Genomic DNA, 16123 nt, shown 5'->3' on the forward strand with positions numbered 1-16123 from the left:
ACCCGGGAAATCCGCGCGCAGGGCATGGCGCGGGCGGCGGGACCTGAGGGGATGATGTGCTGAAGCGCCGCTATAGCCAAGCGCGGGCCGGGGGCCAAGGGGAAAGTGCGCCTGCGCACGGCGCGCGCGACATCGCCCTGTCACGCGGGGGCGGCAACGCTTTTCCTCGCGGCAATTCTTTGCGACATTGCCGCGCCTGCCTTGGAGAGACCGATGAAGCCTATCCATCTGCCGCGCCTCGCGTCTGCCCTTCTTCTTGCCCTGAGCGCGCTGCCGGCTTTTGCCCAGACCCTGCCGCCGGACATCAAGGGCTCACGCGACCATCCGCTCGCCGGGCGCTACGAGGGGTCGGTCATCGCCTTCCACAAGCCGCGCGATTACGACGAGATCCGCATCCCCGTGAAGCGGGTGCGGAACCAGAAGCAGCTCGATGACGAGAATTCGCTGCTCATGAAGGGGCGCGCCCTCCGACAGCTTTATCGCGGGCCGTTCGGGCGATCGTCGCTGGAGGTCGTGCGCAATTACCAGCAGCGGCTGGAGGGCCAGGGCTTCGAGACGCTCATCCTCTGCCGCACCGGCGAATGCGGCGGGGCCGAACTCTGGTTTGCGGTTACCGAACAGGTCAAGGGCTCGGGCCTGCCGCCGAACTGGGAGAACCAGACCTATCTTGCCGCGCGCCGGAAGGACGTGAACGGCGCGGAGGCCGTCGTCGCCATCCTGTCGGTCGAGCAGGGGCAGGAGGTGCGGACCCTGGTCGATGTCGTCGAGACGAAGGCGATGGAGACCGACAAGATCAAGGTGCTCGATGCCGGCGCGATCAAGAACGCGCTCGACAGCCAGGGCCGCGCGGCGCTCTACGGCATCACCTTCGAGTTCGACAAGGCCGATATCCGCCCCGAATCCCGGCCGCAGATCGAGGCGATCATCGCCTTCCTCAAGGCCAATCCGGAGATCGCGATTGTCGTCACCGGCCACACCGATGCCAAGGGCGGGTTCGATTACAATGTCGATCTGTCGAAGCGGCGCGCGCAATCGGTCGTGCGGGCGCTGACCGGCGCCGGCATCGCCGCCGGCCGCCTCACCGCCTTCGGGGCCGGCATGGCCTCGCCCGTCGCCACCAACGACACCGAGGCCGGGCAGGCGCTCAACCGCCGGGTCGAGATCGTCAAATGCTAGCCGCATCCACGGGCAGAGGGAGAACCGCCATGGAATTCTGGATCGTACTCGGCGTCATCGTGCTGATCGTGCTCTGGCTGTTCGGGGTCTATAACGGCCTCGTCAACATGAACCAGCGCGCGAACCAGGCCTTCGCGGATATCGATGTGCAGCTCAAGCAGCGCCACGACCTGATCCCCAACCTCGTCGAGACCGTGAAGGGCTATGCCAAGCACGAGAAGGAGACGCTGGAGGCCGTGATCCAGGCGCGCAATGCCGCGATCTCGGCGCAGGGCCCCGAGGCCATGGCCGCGGCCGAGAAGGGGCTTTCCGGCGCGCTCGGCCGGCTGCTGGCGCTGACCGAGGCCTATCCCGACCTCAAGGCCAACCAGAACTTCCTGGATCTCCAGGCGCAGCTCTCCAATATCGAGGACAAGCTCGCCGCCGCCCGCCGCTTCTTCAACAACGCCGTCGGCGAATTCAACGCGGCGGTGCAATCGATCCCGGCGGTGTTCTTCGCCAAGAGCTTCGGCTTCTTCCCGCGGCCGTTCTTCGATGTGGGCGAGACCGAGCGCGTGAGGCTCGACGCGCCGCCGCAGGTCAAGTTCTGACCGCGGCCGGCGGGGGCGGGTGATGCCGATCGGCGAAGCCTTCGGGCTCTACACCCATATCCGCGCCAACCGCCGGCGATCGGCCTTCCTGATCGCCGGCCTCTTCGTGCTCGTGGCGATGGTGACCTTCGGGGCGACGCTGCTGATGGATGCGCAGCTCTACCGGGCGCCGTTCCCGGTGCTGGTGCGGCTCGCCTTCCAGCAGATGTGGCTTCATCTGCCGATCGCCTTCGCGGCGACCGGGCTCTGGGTTCTGGTCGGCTTCAAGCTCAACACGGCGCTCGTCGCCTGGGCGACGGGCTCGGTGCCGGTGACGCGGGAATCGAATCCGCGTCTTTACCGCCTCACCGAGAATCTCTGCATTTCGCGCGGCATGACCGTGCCGCGGCTCCAGATTCTCGAAACGCCGGCGCTCAACGCCTTCGCAAGCGGGGTCAACGAGAACCAATACACCGTCACCGTCACCTCCGGCTTGCTGGAGGCGCTCGACGATGCCGAGCTCGAGGGGGTGATCGCGCATGAGCTGACCCATATCCGCAACGGCGATGTGCGGCTGATGATCGTCGCGGTGCTGATCGCCGGCGTGGTCTCGTTCTTCGGCGAGATGCTGGTGCGCTCGCGGCTGCGCTTCGGCGGCGGTTCCGGCGATGACGATCGCGGGTCGGGGCGCGGGCTTGCGGTGGTGGTCGGGATCGCGATCCTGCTCCTCGCCTGGCTGTTCGCGGTGCTGATCCGCTTCGCGCTCTCGCGCAGCCGCGAATATCTCGCCGATGCCGGCGCGGTGGAGCTGACCAAGAACCCCGATGCGCTGATCTCGGCGCTGCTGAAGATCTCCGGCCGCGCCGATATCGACGGCGTGCCCTCCGGCATCATGGATATGTGCATCGAGAACGATCCGGACGATTTCGCCGACATATTCTCGACGCATCCCTCGATCGCCAAACGCCTCAACGCGCTCCAGGCCTATGCCGGCGGGCGGGTGCCGCAGGCGGAGCCGCCGCGCGTCGAGGATCGGCAATCCGTGGCGCAGATCGTCGAGAGGCGCGGCCCATGGGCGCGGGGACCGGGGACATGAGCCCGGATGAGGGGGGTGCCGGGGCCGGGATGCCCGGCGGGGTTCTCGCGCGGGCCGGGCGGCTCGCGCGCCAGTTCCGCGCCTTTTTCGGTGTCGGCATCGTTGCCGCAATCGTGCATTACGGCCTGCTCGTCCTGCTGGTCGAGGCGTTCTTCTATGATTCCGCCTCCGCTGCCGGTGCCGGCTATCTCGCCGGCGGGGCGGTCTCCTACATGCTCAACCGCGCATTCACCTATGATGCGGCGCGCGGCCATCTCGATGCGCTCTGGCGCTTCGCCATCGTCGCGCTGCTCGGCGCGGGGCTGACCTGGCTGCTGATGTGGCTCATGACGCGCGGGCTCGGCTGGCATTACCTGCTGCTCCAGGGGATCACGACCGGGATCGTGCTCGTCTGGAGCTTCTTCGCGCACAAATACTGGAGCTTCCGCGATCGGGCCTGACCGGCTCAGAGCCTCGCGCCGACAAAGGCCATCCGCGCCTGGTTGTGACCGAGATTCTTCTCGAGCCGGCGCGCGGTGAGCCCGGTCGCCTCGATCACGGCCAGCATCTCGGCCTCGGTGTAATGGGTGAGGCCGAGATCGGCGCGGAGCGTCCGGTAATCGGAAAGGGCGGTGCGGACGAGGCCGAGCAGCGCCGGGAGCAGGAACCCGCCCTGCCAGCCGAAGGCGAGCAGCGCGCGCGCATCCGTCACGGCGGAGAGATCGGGGGGCAGGATGTCGCCGATCACGATCCGCCCTCCGGGGCGCAGGGTGCCGGCGAGCTGGCGGACGAGCGCGGCGAAATCCGGCCTCGGCACGTATTGCGCCACCGAATGGACGATGACGAGATCGAGGCTCTCCGCCGGCAGGGCCGCGATCTCCTCCGGGGCGGCCACGCGGATCGCCGGCTCCCCGGCGAAGCGGGTCGTCAGCCGTGCGCGGACATTCGGCGCCGCGTCGGCGAGGATCAGGCGCCGGCAGCGCGCCGCCACCAGATCGGCCGAGAGCGCCTCCCCGCAGCCGTAATCGAGCGCGTCGATGCCGGGATCGAGGATCAGGTCGCGGATTCCGGTGGCGATCAGCCGGTAATGCAGCGCCTTGTGCCGGGCGCTGACATAGATCGGCGTCTCGGAATTCCAGTATTCGATCCAGCTTTTCATGCCCGTTCCGGCCCTTCGCGCCCCGCTCCGTGCGGCTTTACGGCAATTCGGCGCGAAAGGGGAGGGCTAGCGCCGCAGGCGCCGGAGATAGGCGATGAGATCGTCGATCTCGCCGGGCTCGAACCGGAATTCGGGCATGGCGGTATGGCCCGTAACGACCCCTTCCGCGAAGGCTTCCTGCAATTGCTCGGGCGGCCAGCGGCGCGCGATCACCCGGAGCGGCGGTGCCGCGGCAAGCGGGCTCGTGCCGGTGCGGCCGATGGCGTGGCAGCGCCCGCATTGATCGGCGGCGATCTCCCCGCCGCGTCGCGCGTCACCGGCCGCGAAGGCCTTGAGCGAGAGAAGGATGAGCCCGGCCCCGATCAGCCCGAGCAGGAGAATGCGACCCCACATGCGCGCCTCCGGAATACCGGCGCATCATGGCACCAGCCGGGCGGGCGGGCCTTGATCTAGCCCCGCTTCCTCTCACGCATCATCGCGACGAAGCGGTCGAAGAGGTAATGGCTGTCCTGCGGGCCGGGCGAGGCTTCCGGGTGCTGCTGCACCGAGAAGGCCGGGCGGTCCTTCAGGCGGATGCCGCAATTCGAGCCGTCGAACAGCGAGACATGCGTCTCCTCGGCGATGTCCGGCAGCGTCGCGGCATCGACCGCGAAGCCGTGATTCATCGACACGATCTCGACCTTGCCGGTGGCGTGCTCCTTCACGGGGTGGTTCGCGCCGTGATGCCCCTGCGGCATCTTGATCGTCCGGGCGCCGAGCGCCAGCGCCAGCATCTGGTGGCCGAGGCAGATCCCGAAGGTGGGAATGCGGGCATCGAGAATGGCGCGGATCGTCGGCACCGCATAGGTGCCGGTCGCGGCCGGGTCGCCGGGGCCGTTGGCGAGGAAGACGCCGTCCGGATTCAGCTTCAGCACGTCCTCGGCGGGCGCATCCGGCGGCAGCACCGTCACCTTGCAGCCGCGATCGGCAAGCAGGCGCAGGATGTTGCGCTTCACGCCGTAATCGAGCGCCACGACATGGAATTCCGGCGCCTGCTGGGTGCCGTAGCCGCGCGGCCAGGCCCAGCTCGTCTCGGACCATTCATAGCGCTGCGCGCCGGTGACATGGGGCACGAGATCGAGCCCGGCCATTGCCGGCAGGGCCTTCGCCTCGGCCCTGAGGGCCGCGCGGTCGAACAGCCCCTCTGGATCATGCGCGACGATGGCGTTCGGCATGCCGTGATCGCGGATCAGCGCCGTCAGCGCCCGCGTGTCGATGCCGGCGATGCCGACGATGCCGCGCGTCCTCAGCCATTCGTCGAAATGCCGCGTCGCGCGGTAATTCGAGGGCTCGGTGATGTCGGTGGCGAGCACGAGCCCGGTCGCGGCCCGACGCGCCATGTTCACCGTCTCGACATCCTCCTCGTTCACGCCGACATTGCCGATATGGGGGAAGGTGAAGGTGACGATCTGCCCCAGATAGGACGGGTCGGTCAGGATCTCCTGATAGCCGGTCATCGCGGTGTTGAAGCAGAGTTCGCCCCGCCCGGTGCCTTCGGCGCCGATTCCGGTGCCCTCGATGATCGTGCCATCCGCCAGCACCAGCAGCGCCGTGGGGCGCCATTCGGTCCAGGGGGCGGGCGCGGCTTCGCGATTTTCGGATTGCAGGTCCGGGCTCGTCATGGCACTTGCTCGATGGTCGGGCGCCAGGCCTTCCGCGACGCGGAAGGGCCGGAAGGGCGCCGAAATGTTGCCGTTCGTTAGTGAAGGGCGCGCGGGAGGTCAATTCCCGCGCCGGAATGCATGGGGCATTTCCGCCGGAAATGCGAGGAGAAACGATGCGCGAGCAGTTCACCACCGCCCTCAAGGATGCGATGAAGAGCGGGGACAAGGCCCGGCTCGGTGCGGTGAGGCTGATCCAGGCCGCGATCAAGGACAAGGATATCGAGGCGCGCGGTGCCGGCAGGGCGCAAGCGAGCGACGAGGAGATCCTCGCCCTGCTCCAGAAGATGATCAAGCAGCGCCAGGAATCCGCCGCGATCTATCGCGAGAATGGCAGGCCAGAACTCGCCGAGAACGAGGAGAGCGAGATCGCCGTCATAACCTCCTTCCTGCCGCGGCAGCTCGACGAGGCGGAGACGAAAGTCGCGATCGCCGCCGCGATCGCCGAGACCGGCGCCCAGGGCATGAAGGATATGGGCAAGGTCATCGCCCTGCTGCGCGAGCGATTCGCCGGGCAGATGGATTTCGGCAAGGCAAGCGGTTTGGTGAAGGCGGCCCTGTCCGGCTGAGGCTGCCGAATTTCGGATCCGCCTTCAATATCAGCGCGTTGATGCAGCTTTGCGTTGGTGCGCTGGCGCACATGCAATCGCCGCAGCCCTGTGGATAACGGGGATTTCGGGGGGGCTGCTTGCGCTGTTCCGGAAGGTCGTAAAGCTCGGTTCCATGCGCTACCCGCCTTCCATCCTCGAGGAGATCAAGGCGCGGCTGCCGGCCTCGGTGGTCGTGGGGCGGCGCGTGCAGCTCAGGAAGGCGGGGCGGGAATGGAAGGGGCTGTCGCCCTTCAACGCCGAGCGCACGCCGTCCTTCTTCGTCAACGACCAGAAGCAGGCCTGGTTCGATTTCTCGTCTGGGCGCAACGGCGACATCTTCACCTTCGTCATGGAGACCGAGGGGCTGTCCTTCGGCGAGGCGGTGGAGCGCCTCGCCGGCGAGGCCGGGGTCGCGTTGCCACGCGCAAGCGCCGAGACCGAGATGCACGAGAAGCGCCGCCTCGGGCTGATGGACGCGCTGGCGCTGGCGGAGGCGTATTTCCGGGTGGAGCTTCGTGGGCCCAGAGGCCGCGAGGCGCGCGATTATCTCGCGGCGCGCGGGCTTGCGGGCGAGGTGGCCGAGCGCTTCGGCCTCGGCTATGCGCCGCCGGAAAGGCATGGCCTGCGCGATCATCTCGCGGAAAAGGGCGTTTCGGTCGAGGTGATGGTCGAGGCGGGATTGCTGATCCGGCTCGACGACAATCCCGTCGCCTATGACCGGTTCCGCGATCGGGTGATGTTCCCGATCCGCGACATCAAGGGGCGGGCCATCGCGTTCGGCGGCCGGGCGCTCCAGAAGGACGCGCAGGCGAAATATCTCAACTCGCCCGAGACGCCAGTCTTCCACAAGGGCGCGACGCTCTACAATCTCGACCGCGCCCGCAAGGCCGCGCATGCGGCGGGGACGCTGTTCGTCGTCGAGGGCTATGTCGATGCCATCGCGCTCGATCGCGCCGGCCTTCCCCATGTCGTCGCGCCGCTCGGCACGGCGCTGACCGAGGCGCAGCTCGCGCTCGTCTGGCGGATGGCGCCGGAGCCGGTTTTGTGTTTCGACGGCGACAAGGCCGGGCTGCGCGCGGCCTATCGCGCGATCGATGTCGCGCTGCCGCAAGTCGGGCCGGGGCGCACGCTGCGCTTCGCTTTCCTGCCCGGCGGGCAGGATCCGGACGACCTGCTGCGCGCCCAGGGGCCGGAGGCGCTGCGCGCAGCGCTCGCGGCGCCGCGCCCGTTGGCCGACGTGCTGTTCGAGCGCGAGATCGAGCGCGGGCCGCTCGAGACCCCGGAACAGCGGGCCGAGTGCGAGAAGCGGCTTTATGGCGCGGTGGCGCAGATCGGCGACGAGGATCTCAAGCGCCATTACCGTCAGGCGATGCGCGAGAAGCTCGCCGCGCGGTTCCGGCCCGCGCCCGTCGTCGGACGGGCGCGGCGCGGCGAGGGGGATTGGCGGGGTGGGCCTGCCCGCGCAGGCGGGTTCCGCGGCGGCCCGGAACCGGTGCCGCTCGCGGCCAGCGAGCGGTTGCGGCGCAACCCGCTTTTCGCGGCGGGCGGGCCGGTTGCGCGGCGCGAGGCCGCTCTCATCCTCGGCGCCGTGCATCATCCCGGCATTGTCGAGATCGAAGCGGAAACGCTCGCAGAATTGCTGCTGGAGAGCGCTGCGGCGCGGCGGCTGCGCGCGGCGCTGCTCGATTGGGCGGCCGGGCATGCCGGGGAGGCGAGCCCGTATTCGACCGAAGGGCCCGCCTCGCTGCGGTCGGCGCTGGCGGCCGGCGGGCTCGATCCCGAACTGGCGCTGATCGAGACGGCGGCCGGCGCCGAAACCTGGACACGGCCCGATATCGCCTTTGCCCATGCGATTTCCGCCTGGCGCGAGGCAGCCCACTTGCAGGCGCGGCAATCGTTCCTAAATAGCGAGATCGATTCCGTTTCTCTTGATTTTGCCGCGAACGGGGGCGAGGAGAGGTTCGAGCGCCTCAAGGCGCTCGTGCAGCGCCGGGAGGCCATGCTCGAATGATCGGGCCGGGGTGCGGTGCGGCGTTTCCCGGAGGGGGCCGGAACGGCGAGTTTGATGCGGTGCGAGGGTTGCATGCCCACGCACCTTGGATAATGGAACATTAAGCGGCGCGCGCTACAGGGCGCTTTCGCGCGTTTCGCGTGTTCGCGAGCGGCATGCCGAAGCCAGCGTGGCAGCAGGACCGGACGGAATGGCAACGAAACCGATCAAAAAAGACGAAGCCACGAACCAGGGTGGCGAAGCCCCCGATGCCCCGCTGATCGATGTTTCCGACGCCGCCGTCAAGCGGTTGATCAAGCTTGCCAAGAAGCGCGGCTACGTGACGATCGACGAGATCAACGCCGTCATGCCGCAGGAGGAGGTCAATTCCGACCAGATCGAGGACATCTACGCGATGTTCAACGAGATGGGCGTGAATGTCGTCGAGAACGAGGAAGCCGAGGAGGGCGAGGCTGCGGTCGAGGCCGCGGATGATGATGCCGATGAATCCGACGAAGTGCAGCCGACCGCCAAGGCGATCGTCAAGTCGGAACGCGCCTCCGAGCCGCTCGACCGTACGGATGACCCGGTGCGCATGTATCTGCGCGAGATGGGCTCGGTCGAACTCCTCTCGCGCGAGGGCGAGATCGCCATTGCCAAGCGCATCGAGGCCGGCCGCGAAGCGATGATCGCCGGGCTTTGCGAAAGCCCGCTGACCTTCCAGGCGATCATCATCTGGCGCGACGAACTGGAGGAAGGCAAGACGCTCCTGCGCGAGGTCATCGATCTCGAAGCGACCTATGCCGGCCCGGACGGCAAGGGGGCGCCGAAGGGTGAGGGTGCGCCGGAGGATTTCGGCGACGCGCCGAAGGCCCGCGCCGAGGGCGAGGAAGGCGATGGCGAAAGCGCCGCGGAAGCGGATGCGTTCGATGACGAATTCGATGGCGGCGTCTCGCTCTCGGCGATGGAGGCCGAGCTGAAGCCGAAGGTGCTCGAAACCTTCGGCCGTGTGGCGGACAATTACAAGAAGCTCCGCCGCCTCCAGGACCAGGATATCGAGAACAAGCTGCAATCGACCAAGCTCTCGCCGGCCCAGGAGCGCAAATACAAGAAGCTCAAGGACGAGATCATCGTCGATGTGAAGTCGCTCTCGCTCAACCAGAACCGCATCGACGCGCTGGTCGAGCAACTCTACGACATCAACAAGCGGCTGATCGGGCTGGAAAGCCGGCTTCTGCGGCTCGCGGAGAGCTATGGCGTCGACCGCGTGGATTTCCTGAAGAACTATCAGGGCGCGGAACTCGATCCGAAATGGACCAACCGGATCTCGAAATTCGCGACCAAGGGCTGGAAGGAGTTCGTCGCCCACGAGCTCGAGCGCATCCGCGACATCCGCGGCGAGATCCAGGCGCTGGCCTCCGAGACCGGGCTCGAGATCGGCGAGTTCCGCAAGATCGTGCTCACCGTGCAGAAGGGCGAGCGCGAGGCGCGGCAGGCGAAGAAGGAGATGGTGGAGGCGAATCTCCGCCTCGTCATTTCCATCGCCAAGAAATACACCAATCGCGGCCTGCAATTCCTGGATCTCATCCAGGAGGGCAATATCGGTCTGATGAAGGCGGTCGACAAATTCGAGTATCGCCGCGGCTACAAGTTCTCGACCTATGCAACCTGGTGGATCCGGCAGGCGATCACGCGATCGATCGCCGATCAGGCGCGCACCATCCGCATTCCCGTGCACATGATCGAGACGATCAACAAGATCGTCCGCACCTCGCGCCAGATGCTGCACGAGATCGGCCGCGAGCCGACGCCGGAGGAACTGGCCGAGAAGCTCGCCATGCCGCTCGAGAAGGTGCGCAAGGTTCTGAAAATCGCCAAGGAGCCGATCAGCCTCGAAACGCCGATCGGCGACGAGGAGGACAGCCATCTCGGCGATTTCATCGAGGACAAGAACGCGATCCTGCCCATCGACGCGGCGATCCAGTCGAACCTGCGCGAGACCACGACGCGCGTGCTCGCCTCGCTCACCCCGCGCGAGGAGCGCGTCTTGCGCATGCGCTTCGGCATCGGCATGAACACCGATCACACGCTCGAAGAGGTGGGGCAGCAATTCTCGGTCACCCGCGAGCGCATCCGCCAGATCGAGGCCAAGGCGCTGCGCAAGCTGAAGCATCCGAGCCGTTCGCGGAAGCTCCGCAGCTTCCTGGACAATTGATCGCGGCGGAAGGGGCATGTCCGGGCAGGGTTCGGCCGGGGCGATCGTCATCGAGCCGTTCTCGGAAGCCCGCCGTCGCGCGGCGATCGAGCTTGTCGACCGCGTCTTCCCCGCGCAGGACCCGACGGAACGCCTGAGCCTGCGCGTCTTCCAGACGCGCTGGGAATGGCTGCTCAGGCTGGACGGCACCCGCTACGGGCGGTTCTGGCTGGCGGTGGCGGAGGAGCGGGTCGTCGGCATGGTCGGGCTCTACGCCCAGGTGGCAGACCGGCACGAGGCGAACTGGCTCGGCTGGTTCTGTGTCGCGCCAGAGCGGCGCGGCTGTGGCCTCGGGCGGCGGCTGATGGATCTCGCGCTGCCGAGGCGCGGGCGAGCGGGCGGCGCTTCCTGCGCCTCTACACCTCGACGGACCCGAACGAGGCGGCGGCGCAAGGGCTCTATGAGGCCTACGGGCTGCGCGTGGTCCGGATGCGTCGGCCCCTGCTCTGGCGGCTTGTGGGGAGCCGGGCCGCGCTCCTCTACCGCGAGCGTGACCTTGCCGCCTCCTGAGGCGGCGCATCCGGCCATCCGGATCGCGCCCCTGCCGGCCTTCATCCTGCCGTCACATCACGGCGCCAGAACCGCCCGGCCCGCGCGGCGGGTTTCGCCGCGCCGATCTGGAGGAAGAACATGATATCCGGTCAATCTCTCCTGGCCTCGGTGGCGCTCGCGGCGCTCGCCGCGACGCCCGGCCTCGCGCAGATGAAGACGCTCGACGGCAAGCCGCCGATCATCATCGGCCATCGCGGCGCGCCGGGCTATCTGCCGGATCATACGCTCGAAGGCTATCGCAAGGCGATCGAACTGGGCGTGGATTTCATCGAGCCGGATCTCGTCGCGACCAAGGACGGCGTGCTGATCGCCCGTCACGAGCCCATGCTCGGCGGCACGACCGATGTCGCCACGAAGCCGGAATTCGCCAATCGCAAGCGCAAGGTGAAGGTCGACGGCGTCGAGACCGAGGATTTCTTCGCCTTCGATTTCACCCTCGCCGAGATCAAGACGCTGCGCGCCGTTCAGCCGCTCAAGGAGCGCGACCAGGCGCATAACGGCAAGTTCCAGATCCCGACCTTCCAGGAGGTGATCGATCTCGCCAAGGCCGAGAGCGCGCGCACCGGCCGCACGATCGGCGTCTATCCCGAGACCAAGCACCCGACGCTGCACGCGGCGCTTGGTCTGCCGCTCGAGGATCGGCTCGTCGAGCAGCTCAAGGCCGCCGGCTGGACCGAGAAGAATGCGCCGGTCATCATCCAGAGCTTCGAGACCGCCAACCTCAAATACCTGCGCGGCAAGACCAATGTCCGCCTCGTCCAGCTCGTCGATGCCGATGATGTGGACAAGGACGGCAAGGTCGTGCTCGCCGCGCCCTATGACCGGCCCTATGATTTCGTGGTCACGGGCGACAAGCGGACCTTCGCCGATCTCGTCACGCCGGAAGGGCTCAAGGAAATCCGGACCTATGCCGATGGTGTCGGGCCGTGGAAGGTCTATATCCTCGCCGGCCGCCAGGAGATCGGCGCCGACGGCAAGCCGAAGGATCTCAACGGCGACGGCAAGATCGACGAGCAGGACCGCGTGCTCAACCCGGCGACCGATGTCGTGAAGAACGCTCATGCCGCCGGGCTCTTCGTCCATACCTGGACCTTCCGCTCCGAGCCGCGCCGCCTCGCCTCGAATTTCAAGGGCGATCCGGCGGCGGAATACAAGACCTTCTTCGCGCTCGGCGTCGACGGGCTGTTCTCCGACCATCCGGACCATGCGGTGAAGGCGCGCTAGAGCCTTTTGTCGATCGCAGGGCGGGCGACGAAAAGGAATCCGGGGCGGGCGGCCGCGTTCAATCGCATCACCCGGCCCGGCTGCTCGACAAAAGGGCCGGGGGCTGGAATGCTGACGTAATCGTCACCGTTTCGGATCCCGGCCATGTCTTTGGAATTCTGGATCACCACTTTCATCGTCGTCGCCTCGCCCGACACCGGCGCGGTCTACACGATCGCCACCGGGCTCGGGCGCGGCGCCCGGCCGAGCGTCATCGCGGCCTTCGCCTCAACGCTCGGCATCATTCCCCATCTCCTCGCGGCGATGATGGGCCTTGCGGCGCTGCTGCATGCGAGCGCGCTGCTGTTCGATCTCGTGAAATATGCCGGCGTCGCCTATCTGCTCTTCATGGCGTGGCAGACCATCCGCCAGCAGGGCGCGATGCGGATCGACGCCGATGCGCGGCCGCGCAGCGTGCTTCGGGTGATGGTGGACGGGGTGGCGCTCAACCTCTTCAACCCCAAGCTCTCGATCTTCTTCGTGGCCTTCCTGCCGCAATTCATGGACAAGAAGGCCGCTCACCCGCTTCTCGACATGCTGACGCTCGGCGCCGCCTTCATGGGCGTGACCTTCGCGGTCTTCGCGCTTTACGGGCTGTTCGCGGCGGCGATGCGCGATTACGTCGTCACCCGCCCGGCGGTGATGGCGTGGCTGCGGCGGAGCTTCGCTGCGGCCTTCGTGGCGCTCGGCGCGAAGCTCGCGGTCACGGAGCGGTAATCCGCCCGAGGGGAGGCGACCGGGCGGGGCGCCCGGCCGCTCGCGCGCCAGCCGCAGGGGTCAGCCGTTGCGCGGGGACTCGTCGTCGCCGCGCGGCTCCTCGGGGGAGGCCGGCCGGTTGCGGCGATCGGTCATGAACTGATCGAACTCGGCCTTGTCGCGGGCATGGCGCAGCCGGTCGAGGAAATCGCGGAATTCCTTCGCCTCATCCTCGAGCCGGCGGATCGTCTCCGTGCGATATTCGTCGAATGCGCGGTTGCCGGAGGAGGCAAAGCCCGCGCCGCTGCCGAAGGCGCGCTCGCGGAATTGCTGCCAGCGCGCCATCTTTTCCTGCATCCGCTGCATCTTGCGTTCCCAGCGTTCCGCCCGGCTCTCGCCCCAGGCACCCGAATAACCGCATCCCATGCGTCCGCTCCAGATCATGTAGAAGAGAATTGCCAGGCCGATCGGCCAGAAGACGATGAAGCCGAGGATCATCGCGGCGATCCAGGCCGGCTTTCCCCAATCGTCGAGTTTCGCCACGATGGCCACCATGGACCGTCTCCTTCGTGCGGGCGGCACTGCCGTCCGATATGTGAATGTAAATCACATTTACATATGTGCCATCGCGTCGGGCTTCCGTCAAGGGCGTCCGCATGAAATCGCGGTAAGGTTCGGGCTCAGCGCCGCTCCGGCACGCCAAGGCCGTCGAGATAGACCAGAACGCCCGCCTCCAGCAATTCCTCGGGTGCCATCGGCAGCGGGCGCCGGGCCACGTCGCCGCGCGCGAACAGGCTTGCGATGCCGTGGCTCAACGACCAGACATGCAGCGCCATCATCAGCGCCGGCGGGCGGCGCGGGGGCGGGATATCGGCGATGATCGTCTCGCAGGCCTCGCGCAGCGCCGAGAACGCGTCTTCCGCGGCGGCGTGCAGGCCGGGATGGCGACTCATGGCGAGGCCGGATTCGAACATGGCGACATAGGTTGCCGGTTCCGTGCGCGCGAAGGCGAGATAGGCGGCGCCGAGGCGCATCAGTGCCTCACGCGGGGTCGGGCGGCCGCGATCCCAGGCAGCGCGCAGCGCGGCGGCGAAGCTCTCGAAGCCGCGCCGGGCGATGTCGGCCATCAATTCGTCGCGGTCGCGGAAATGGCGGTAGGGCGCGGCGGGAGAGACGCCGGCGGCGCGCGCGGCTTCGGCGATGGTGAAGCCGGCAGCGCCCTTCTCGCCGATCAGCCGCATCGCCGCCTCGATCAGCGCCTCGCGCAGATTGCCGTGGTGATAGCCGCGCCGCGACTTGGGGTTGGTCTGGTCCCAGTTCATGGATGTTCGCTTGAGGGCGGTGCCCGGATCAAGCCTTGCTTATCGGCAATTCGGCGCCCCGGCGCAATGGCGCGCGCTGCCGCGCGGTCCGGATCGCCACCGCATCATCACGAAGGTGTGAGGTCGCACATCCGCCGCAGCCCGGCCGTGGTTCTGCGTCGTAGAGGCTTGCAGATCGCGCATCACGGCATCCCGCGCGCTGGGCCAGGGAGGTTCACATGGGACGATTCTGGTTTGTCACGGCGCCCGCAGCCTTCGCGATGGGGACGGCGCTCCTCGCCGCGGTCGCGCGCCCCGCCGAGGATTACACGCAATGGCCGGTGCTGACCAACCCGTTTGAATCGACCGGCGGCGGCGGGGTCATGATCGATGATTATCACCCGGTGGTGGACGGGGTGCTGTGCCGGACCGATTTCACCGTGCGCCTGCCGGCTCCCGGCTCCGAGCCGCTTCGCAACGAGGTGGAGTTCGACGCGGTGCCGATCACTGGCGGCGGCGTGCTCTGCATCAACGGCCGCTGGCGCGCGAAGGATGGATCCGCCTCCGGCATCACGCCGTTCCGGGTCTTTATCAAGGACGGGATCGTCCGCCGCCCGCCGGCCTGATCCGGCCGCTTGACCCCGGGGCTGCGCTCGTCCAAGCCTCGGCCATCGGGAGGATCGGGGGGTGGCATGCAGGAGACATCGAAGACGCCGCGTGGCACGCTGACGCTGCGCATGATCGCGATGCCGGCCGATACCAACGCCAATGGCGATATTTTCGGCGGCTGGGTGATGGCGCGGATGGACCAGGCCGGCGGCATTGCCGGGGTCGAGCGCACGCGCGGCCGGGTGGTGACGGTGAAGGTCGATTCCATGACCTTCCTGAAGCCGATGAAGGTGGGCGACGTGCTCTGTGTCTATACCGAGATCGGCGCCATCGGCCGCTCCTCCATGAAGATCCATATCGAGGCCTGGGCGCAGCGCTTCATGACCACGGCGATGGAACTGGTGACGGATGCCGATTTCACCTTCGTCGCGGTGGATGATGCGGGCCGGCCGCGCCCGGTGCCGCAAGACGGCGGCTAGACCGCCGGGGGCGCGCGTGCCGGCCGCCGCCCCACGCCCGGCCTGCGGCTTCAGACCCAGTTGTAGTTGAAGCTGACCGAGATCCGCTCCTCGGCGGCGCGGTTGACCGGCACATCGTGGCGCAGCCAGCTTTCCCAGAGCAGCAATGTGCCGGGTCGGGGATCGACGGAGACGAAGGCGCGGTTCTCGAGCGCGGCCTTCGCCTTGCGCGGCGGGGCGGCCATCATCATCGCGTGGCGCGGGTCCTCGAGGCGCAGCGCCGCCGCGCCTGCGGGCAAGGCGACGTAGACGGTGCCCGAGATCACGCTCAGCGGGTGGATATGCGCCGCATGGAAGCCGCCCTCCGGCAGGATGTTCACCCAGAGCGCGTCGAGCGCCAGTTTGCCGCCGCCGAGATCGAATTCGAGGTGCTTCGCGAAGGCCGCGACATGCCGGTCAAGGCTCTTCGCCAGCGTCTTGAAGGCGGGAAAGCGCCAGGGGAGATCATCAAGCGAGGCATAGGAGGTATAGCCGGGATAGCCGTTCTTGCGGCACCATTTGCGGCCGGCTTCATCGTCGAGCGCCAGGGCGCGGGCAGCATCCTCCAGCTCGGCGATCAGGGCCGGGGCGTCGAGTTCGGCACGGTAGAGGCGGGTGGGGAAGAGGGACAGGATCTCGCTCATCCCCGCCCGATAGCATGGCGATGCCGGGGCGTCATCGCCCGGCTTCTC

18 protein-coding genes are annotated in these 16123 nt (G+C 67.6%); 12 read left to right on the forward strand and 6 right to left on the reverse strand.

Annotation, left to right across the window (positions count from 1 at the left end; translation table 11 throughout):
* Positions 1 to 213: 213 nt before the first annotated feature.
* The 4 genes from FWJ24_RS03675 to FWJ24_RS03690 are packed head-to-tail and all read left to right on the forward strand — an operon-like array spanning position 214 to position 3281.
* The gene (locus tag FWJ24_RS03675) at positions 214 to 1176 is read left to right on the forward strand and encodes an OmpA family protein (RefSeq protein WP_150286400.1); all 963 of its coding nucleotides are present in this window, start codon (positions 214 to 216) and stop codon (positions 1174 to 1176) included.
* A 29-nt stretch (positions 1177 to 1205) separates the two neighbouring features.
* Complete coding sequence (locus FWJ24_RS03680) at positions 1206 to 1766, forward strand: LemA family protein (RefSeq protein ID WP_150286401.1); 561 nt, start codon at positions 1206 to 1208, stop codon at positions 1764 to 1766.
* Positions 1767 to 1788: 22 nt separating this feature from the next.
* A complete protein-coding gene (locus tag FWJ24_RS03685) occupies positions 1789 to 2841 on the forward strand; it encodes a M48 family metallopeptidase (protein ID WP_150286402.1) in 1053 nt (350 codons plus the stop codon).
* Positions 2838 to 3281 (forward strand): GtrA family protein, encoded by a 444-nt coding sequence (locus tag FWJ24_RS03690; RefSeq protein ID WP_246155495.1) that lies wholly within the window; start codon positions 2838 to 2840, stop codon positions 3279 to 3281. The genes FWJ24_RS03685 and FWJ24_RS03690 overlap by 4 nt, the downstream gene beginning before the upstream one ends.
* Before the next feature lie 5 nt (positions 3282 to 3286).
* Here the strand turns inward: FWJ24_RS03690 and FWJ24_RS03695 are convergent, their stop codons facing one another.
* The 3 genes from FWJ24_RS03695 to carA form a co-directional block, all read right to left on the reverse strand.
* On the reverse strand, positions 3287 to 3979 hold the full coding sequence (locus FWJ24_RS03695; protein WP_150286403.1) for a class I SAM-dependent methyltransferase: 693 nt from the start codon (positions 3977 to 3979) through the stop codon (positions 3287 to 3289).
* Positions 3980 to 4045: 66 nt separating this feature from the next.
* Positions 4046 to 4372: a c-type cytochrome gene (locus FWJ24_RS03700; protein ID WP_150286404.1), complete on the reverse strand. Its 327-nt coding sequence runs from the start codon at positions 4370 to 4372 to the stop codon at positions 4046 to 4048.
* Between the two features lie 56 nt (positions 4373 to 4428).
* A complete protein-coding gene (gene carA, locus FWJ24_RS03705) occupies positions 4429 to 5640 on the reverse strand; it encodes a glutamine-hydrolyzing carbamoyl-phosphate synthase small subunit (protein WP_150286405.1) in 1212 nt (403 codons plus the stop codon).
* 155 nt (positions 5641 to 5795) lie between these two features.
* Here carA and FWJ24_RS03710 point away from each other — a divergent pair, with 155 nt between their 5' ends.
* The 6 genes from FWJ24_RS03710 to FWJ24_RS03735 all read left to right on the forward strand — a co-directional run bounded on the left by FWJ24_RS03710 (position 5796) and on the right by FWJ24_RS03735 (position 13045).
* Positions 5796 to 6248, forward strand: coding sequence for a GatB/YqeY domain-containing protein (locus FWJ24_RS03710; protein ID WP_150286406.1), 453 nt, complete (start codon positions 5796 to 5798; stop codon positions 6246 to 6248).
* Positions 6249 to 6402: 154 nt separating this feature from the next.
* Positions 6403 to 8280, forward strand: a complete 1878-nt coding sequence (dnaG, locus tag FWJ24_RS03715; protein ID WP_150286407.1) for a DNA primase — start codon at positions 6403 to 6405, stop codon at positions 8278 to 8280.
* Positions 8281 to 8470: 190 nt separating this feature from the next.
* On the forward strand, positions 8471 to 10474 hold the full coding sequence (gene rpoD, locus FWJ24_RS03720) for an RNA polymerase sigma factor RpoD (protein ID WP_150286408.1): 2004 nt from the start codon (positions 8471 to 8473) through the stop codon (positions 10472 to 10474).
* Between the two features lie 16 nt (positions 10475 to 10490).
* Positions 10491 to 11147, forward strand: coding sequence for a GNAT family N-acetyltransferase (locus tag FWJ24_RS03725; protein WP_150286409.1), 657 nt, complete (start codon positions 10491 to 10493; stop codon positions 11145 to 11147).
* A complete protein-coding gene (locus tag FWJ24_RS03730) occupies positions 11144 to 12289 on the forward strand; it encodes a glycerophosphodiester phosphodiesterase (protein WP_150286410.1) in 1146 nt (381 codons plus the stop codon). Before FWJ24_RS03725 ends, FWJ24_RS03730 begins: the two co-directional genes overlap by 4 nt.
* A gap of 144 nt (positions 12290 to 12433) precedes the next feature.
* A complete protein-coding gene (locus FWJ24_RS03735; RefSeq protein ID WP_150286411.1) occupies positions 12434 to 13045 on the forward strand; it encodes a LysE family translocator in 612 nt (203 codons plus the stop codon).
* Between the two features lie 60 nt (positions 13046 to 13105).
* Here the strand turns inward: FWJ24_RS03735 and FWJ24_RS03740 are convergent, their stop codons facing one another.
* Together FWJ24_RS03740 and FWJ24_RS03745 are read right to left on the reverse strand one after the other, a co-directional pair.
* Complete coding sequence (locus tag FWJ24_RS03740) at positions 13106 to 13579, reverse strand: DUF2852 domain-containing protein (protein ID WP_206110773.1); 474 nt, start codon at positions 13577 to 13579, stop codon at positions 13106 to 13108.
* 125 nt (positions 13580 to 13704) lie between these two features.
* Positions 13705 to 14346: a TetR/AcrR family transcriptional regulator gene (locus tag FWJ24_RS03745; protein WP_150286412.1), complete on the reverse strand. Its 642-nt coding sequence runs from the start codon at positions 14344 to 14346 to the stop codon at positions 13705 to 13707.
* A gap of 218 nt (positions 14347 to 14564) precedes the next feature.
* On the opposite strand from FWJ24_RS03745, the gene FWJ24_RS03750 reads away from it, so the two are divergent.
* Together FWJ24_RS03750 and FWJ24_RS03755 are read left to right on the forward strand one after the other, a co-directional pair.
* Positions 14565 to 14951 (forward strand): hypothetical protein, encoded by a 387-nt coding sequence (locus FWJ24_RS03750; RefSeq protein WP_150286413.1) that lies wholly within the window; start codon positions 14565 to 14567, stop codon positions 14949 to 14951.
* Positions 14952 to 15017: 66 nt separating this feature from the next.
* Entirely contained in the window at positions 15018 to 15413 is a 396-nt protein-coding gene (locus FWJ24_RS03755) for an acyl-CoA thioesterase (RefSeq protein WP_150286414.1), read from the forward strand.
* Between the two features lie 50 nt (positions 15414 to 15463).
* Here FWJ24_RS03755 and FWJ24_RS03760 read toward each other — a convergent pair whose 3' ends face one another.
* Positions 15464 to 16075: a TIGR02466 family protein gene (locus FWJ24_RS03760; RefSeq protein WP_150286415.1), complete on the reverse strand. Its 612-nt coding sequence runs from the start codon at positions 16073 to 16075 to the stop codon at positions 15464 to 15466.
* Positions 16076 to 16123 lie beyond the last annotated feature (48 nt).

It is taken from the genome of Rhabdaerophilum calidifontis, assembly GCF_008641065.1.
In the GTDB taxonomy this organism is placed as follows: Bacteria; Pseudomonadota; Alphaproteobacteria; order Rhizobiales; family Beijerinckiaceae; genus Rhabdaerophilum; species Rhabdaerophilum calidifontis.

What these genes read in the sequence shown, in the direction of transcription:
- dnaG (WP_150286407.1), top strand. Translation starts at nt 6,403, where the DNA reads ATGCGCTACCCGCCTTCCATCCTCGAGGAGATCAAGGCGCGGCTGCCG.
- FWJ24_RS03735 (WP_150286411.1), top strand. Translation starts at nt 12,434, where the DNA reads ATGTCTTTGGAATTCTGGATCACCACTTTCATCGTCGTCGCCTCGCCC.
- FWJ24_RS03740 (WP_206110773.1), bottom strand. Translation starts at nt 13,579, where the DNA reads ATGGTGGCCATCGTGGCGAAACTCGACGATTGGGGAAAGCCGGCCTGG.
- FWJ24_RS03730 (WP_150286410.1), top strand. Translation starts at nt 11,144, where the DNA reads ATGATATCCGGTCAATCTCTCCTGGCCTCGGTGGCGCTCGCGGCGCTC.
- FWJ24_RS03710 (WP_150286406.1), top strand. Translation starts at nt 5,796, where the DNA reads ATGCGCGAGCAGTTCACCACCGCCCTCAAGGATGCGATGAAGAGCGGG.
- FWJ24_RS03690 (WP_246155495.1), top strand. Translation starts at nt 2,838, where the DNA reads ATGAGCCCGGATGAGGGGGGTGCCGGGGCCGGGATGCCCGGCGGGGTT.
- FWJ24_RS03760 (WP_150286415.1), bottom strand. Translation starts at nt 16,075, where the DNA reads ATGAGCGAGATCCTGTCCCTCTTCCCCACCCGCCTCTACCGTGCCGAA.
- FWJ24_RS03725 (WP_150286409.1), top strand. Translation starts at nt 10,491, where the DNA reads ATGTCCGGGCAGGGTTCGGCCGGGGCGATCGTCATCGAGCCGTTCTCG.
- FWJ24_RS03680 (WP_150286401.1), top strand. Translation starts at nt 1,206, where the DNA reads ATGGAATTCTGGATCGTACTCGGCGTCATCGTGCTGATCGTGCTCTGG.
- FWJ24_RS03755 (WP_150286414.1), top strand. Translation starts at nt 15,018, where the DNA reads ATGCAGGAGACATCGAAGACGCCGCGTGGCACGCTGACGCTGCGCATG.
- carA (WP_150286405.1), bottom strand. Translation starts at nt 5,640, where the DNA reads ATGACGAGCCCGGACCTGCAATCCGAAAATCGCGAAGCCGCGCCCGCC.
- rpoD (WP_150286408.1), top strand. Translation starts at nt 8,471, where the DNA reads ATGGCAACGAAACCGATCAAAAAAGACGAAGCCACGAACCAGGGTGGC.
- FWJ24_RS03685 (WP_150286402.1), top strand. Translation starts at nt 1,789, where the DNA reads ATGCCGATCGGCGAAGCCTTCGGGCTCTACACCCATATCCGCGCCAAC.
- FWJ24_RS03700 (WP_150286404.1), bottom strand. Translation starts at nt 4,372, where the DNA reads ATGTGGGGTCGCATTCTCCTGCTCGGGCTGATCGGGGCCGGGCTCATC.
- FWJ24_RS03745 (WP_150286412.1), bottom strand. Translation starts at nt 14,346, where the DNA reads ATGAACTGGGACCAGACCAACCCCAAGTCGCGGCGCGGCTATCACCAC.
- FWJ24_RS03750 (WP_150286413.1), top strand. Translation starts at nt 14,565, where the DNA reads ATGGGACGATTCTGGTTTGTCACGGCGCCCGCAGCCTTCGCGATGGGG.
- FWJ24_RS03675 (WP_150286400.1), top strand. Translation starts at nt 214, where the DNA reads ATGAAGCCTATCCATCTGCCGCGCCTCGCGTCTGCCCTTCTTCTTGCC.
- FWJ24_RS03695 (WP_150286403.1), bottom strand. Translation starts at nt 3,979, where the DNA reads ATGAAAAGCTGGATCGAATACTGGAATTCCGAGACGCCGATCTATGTC.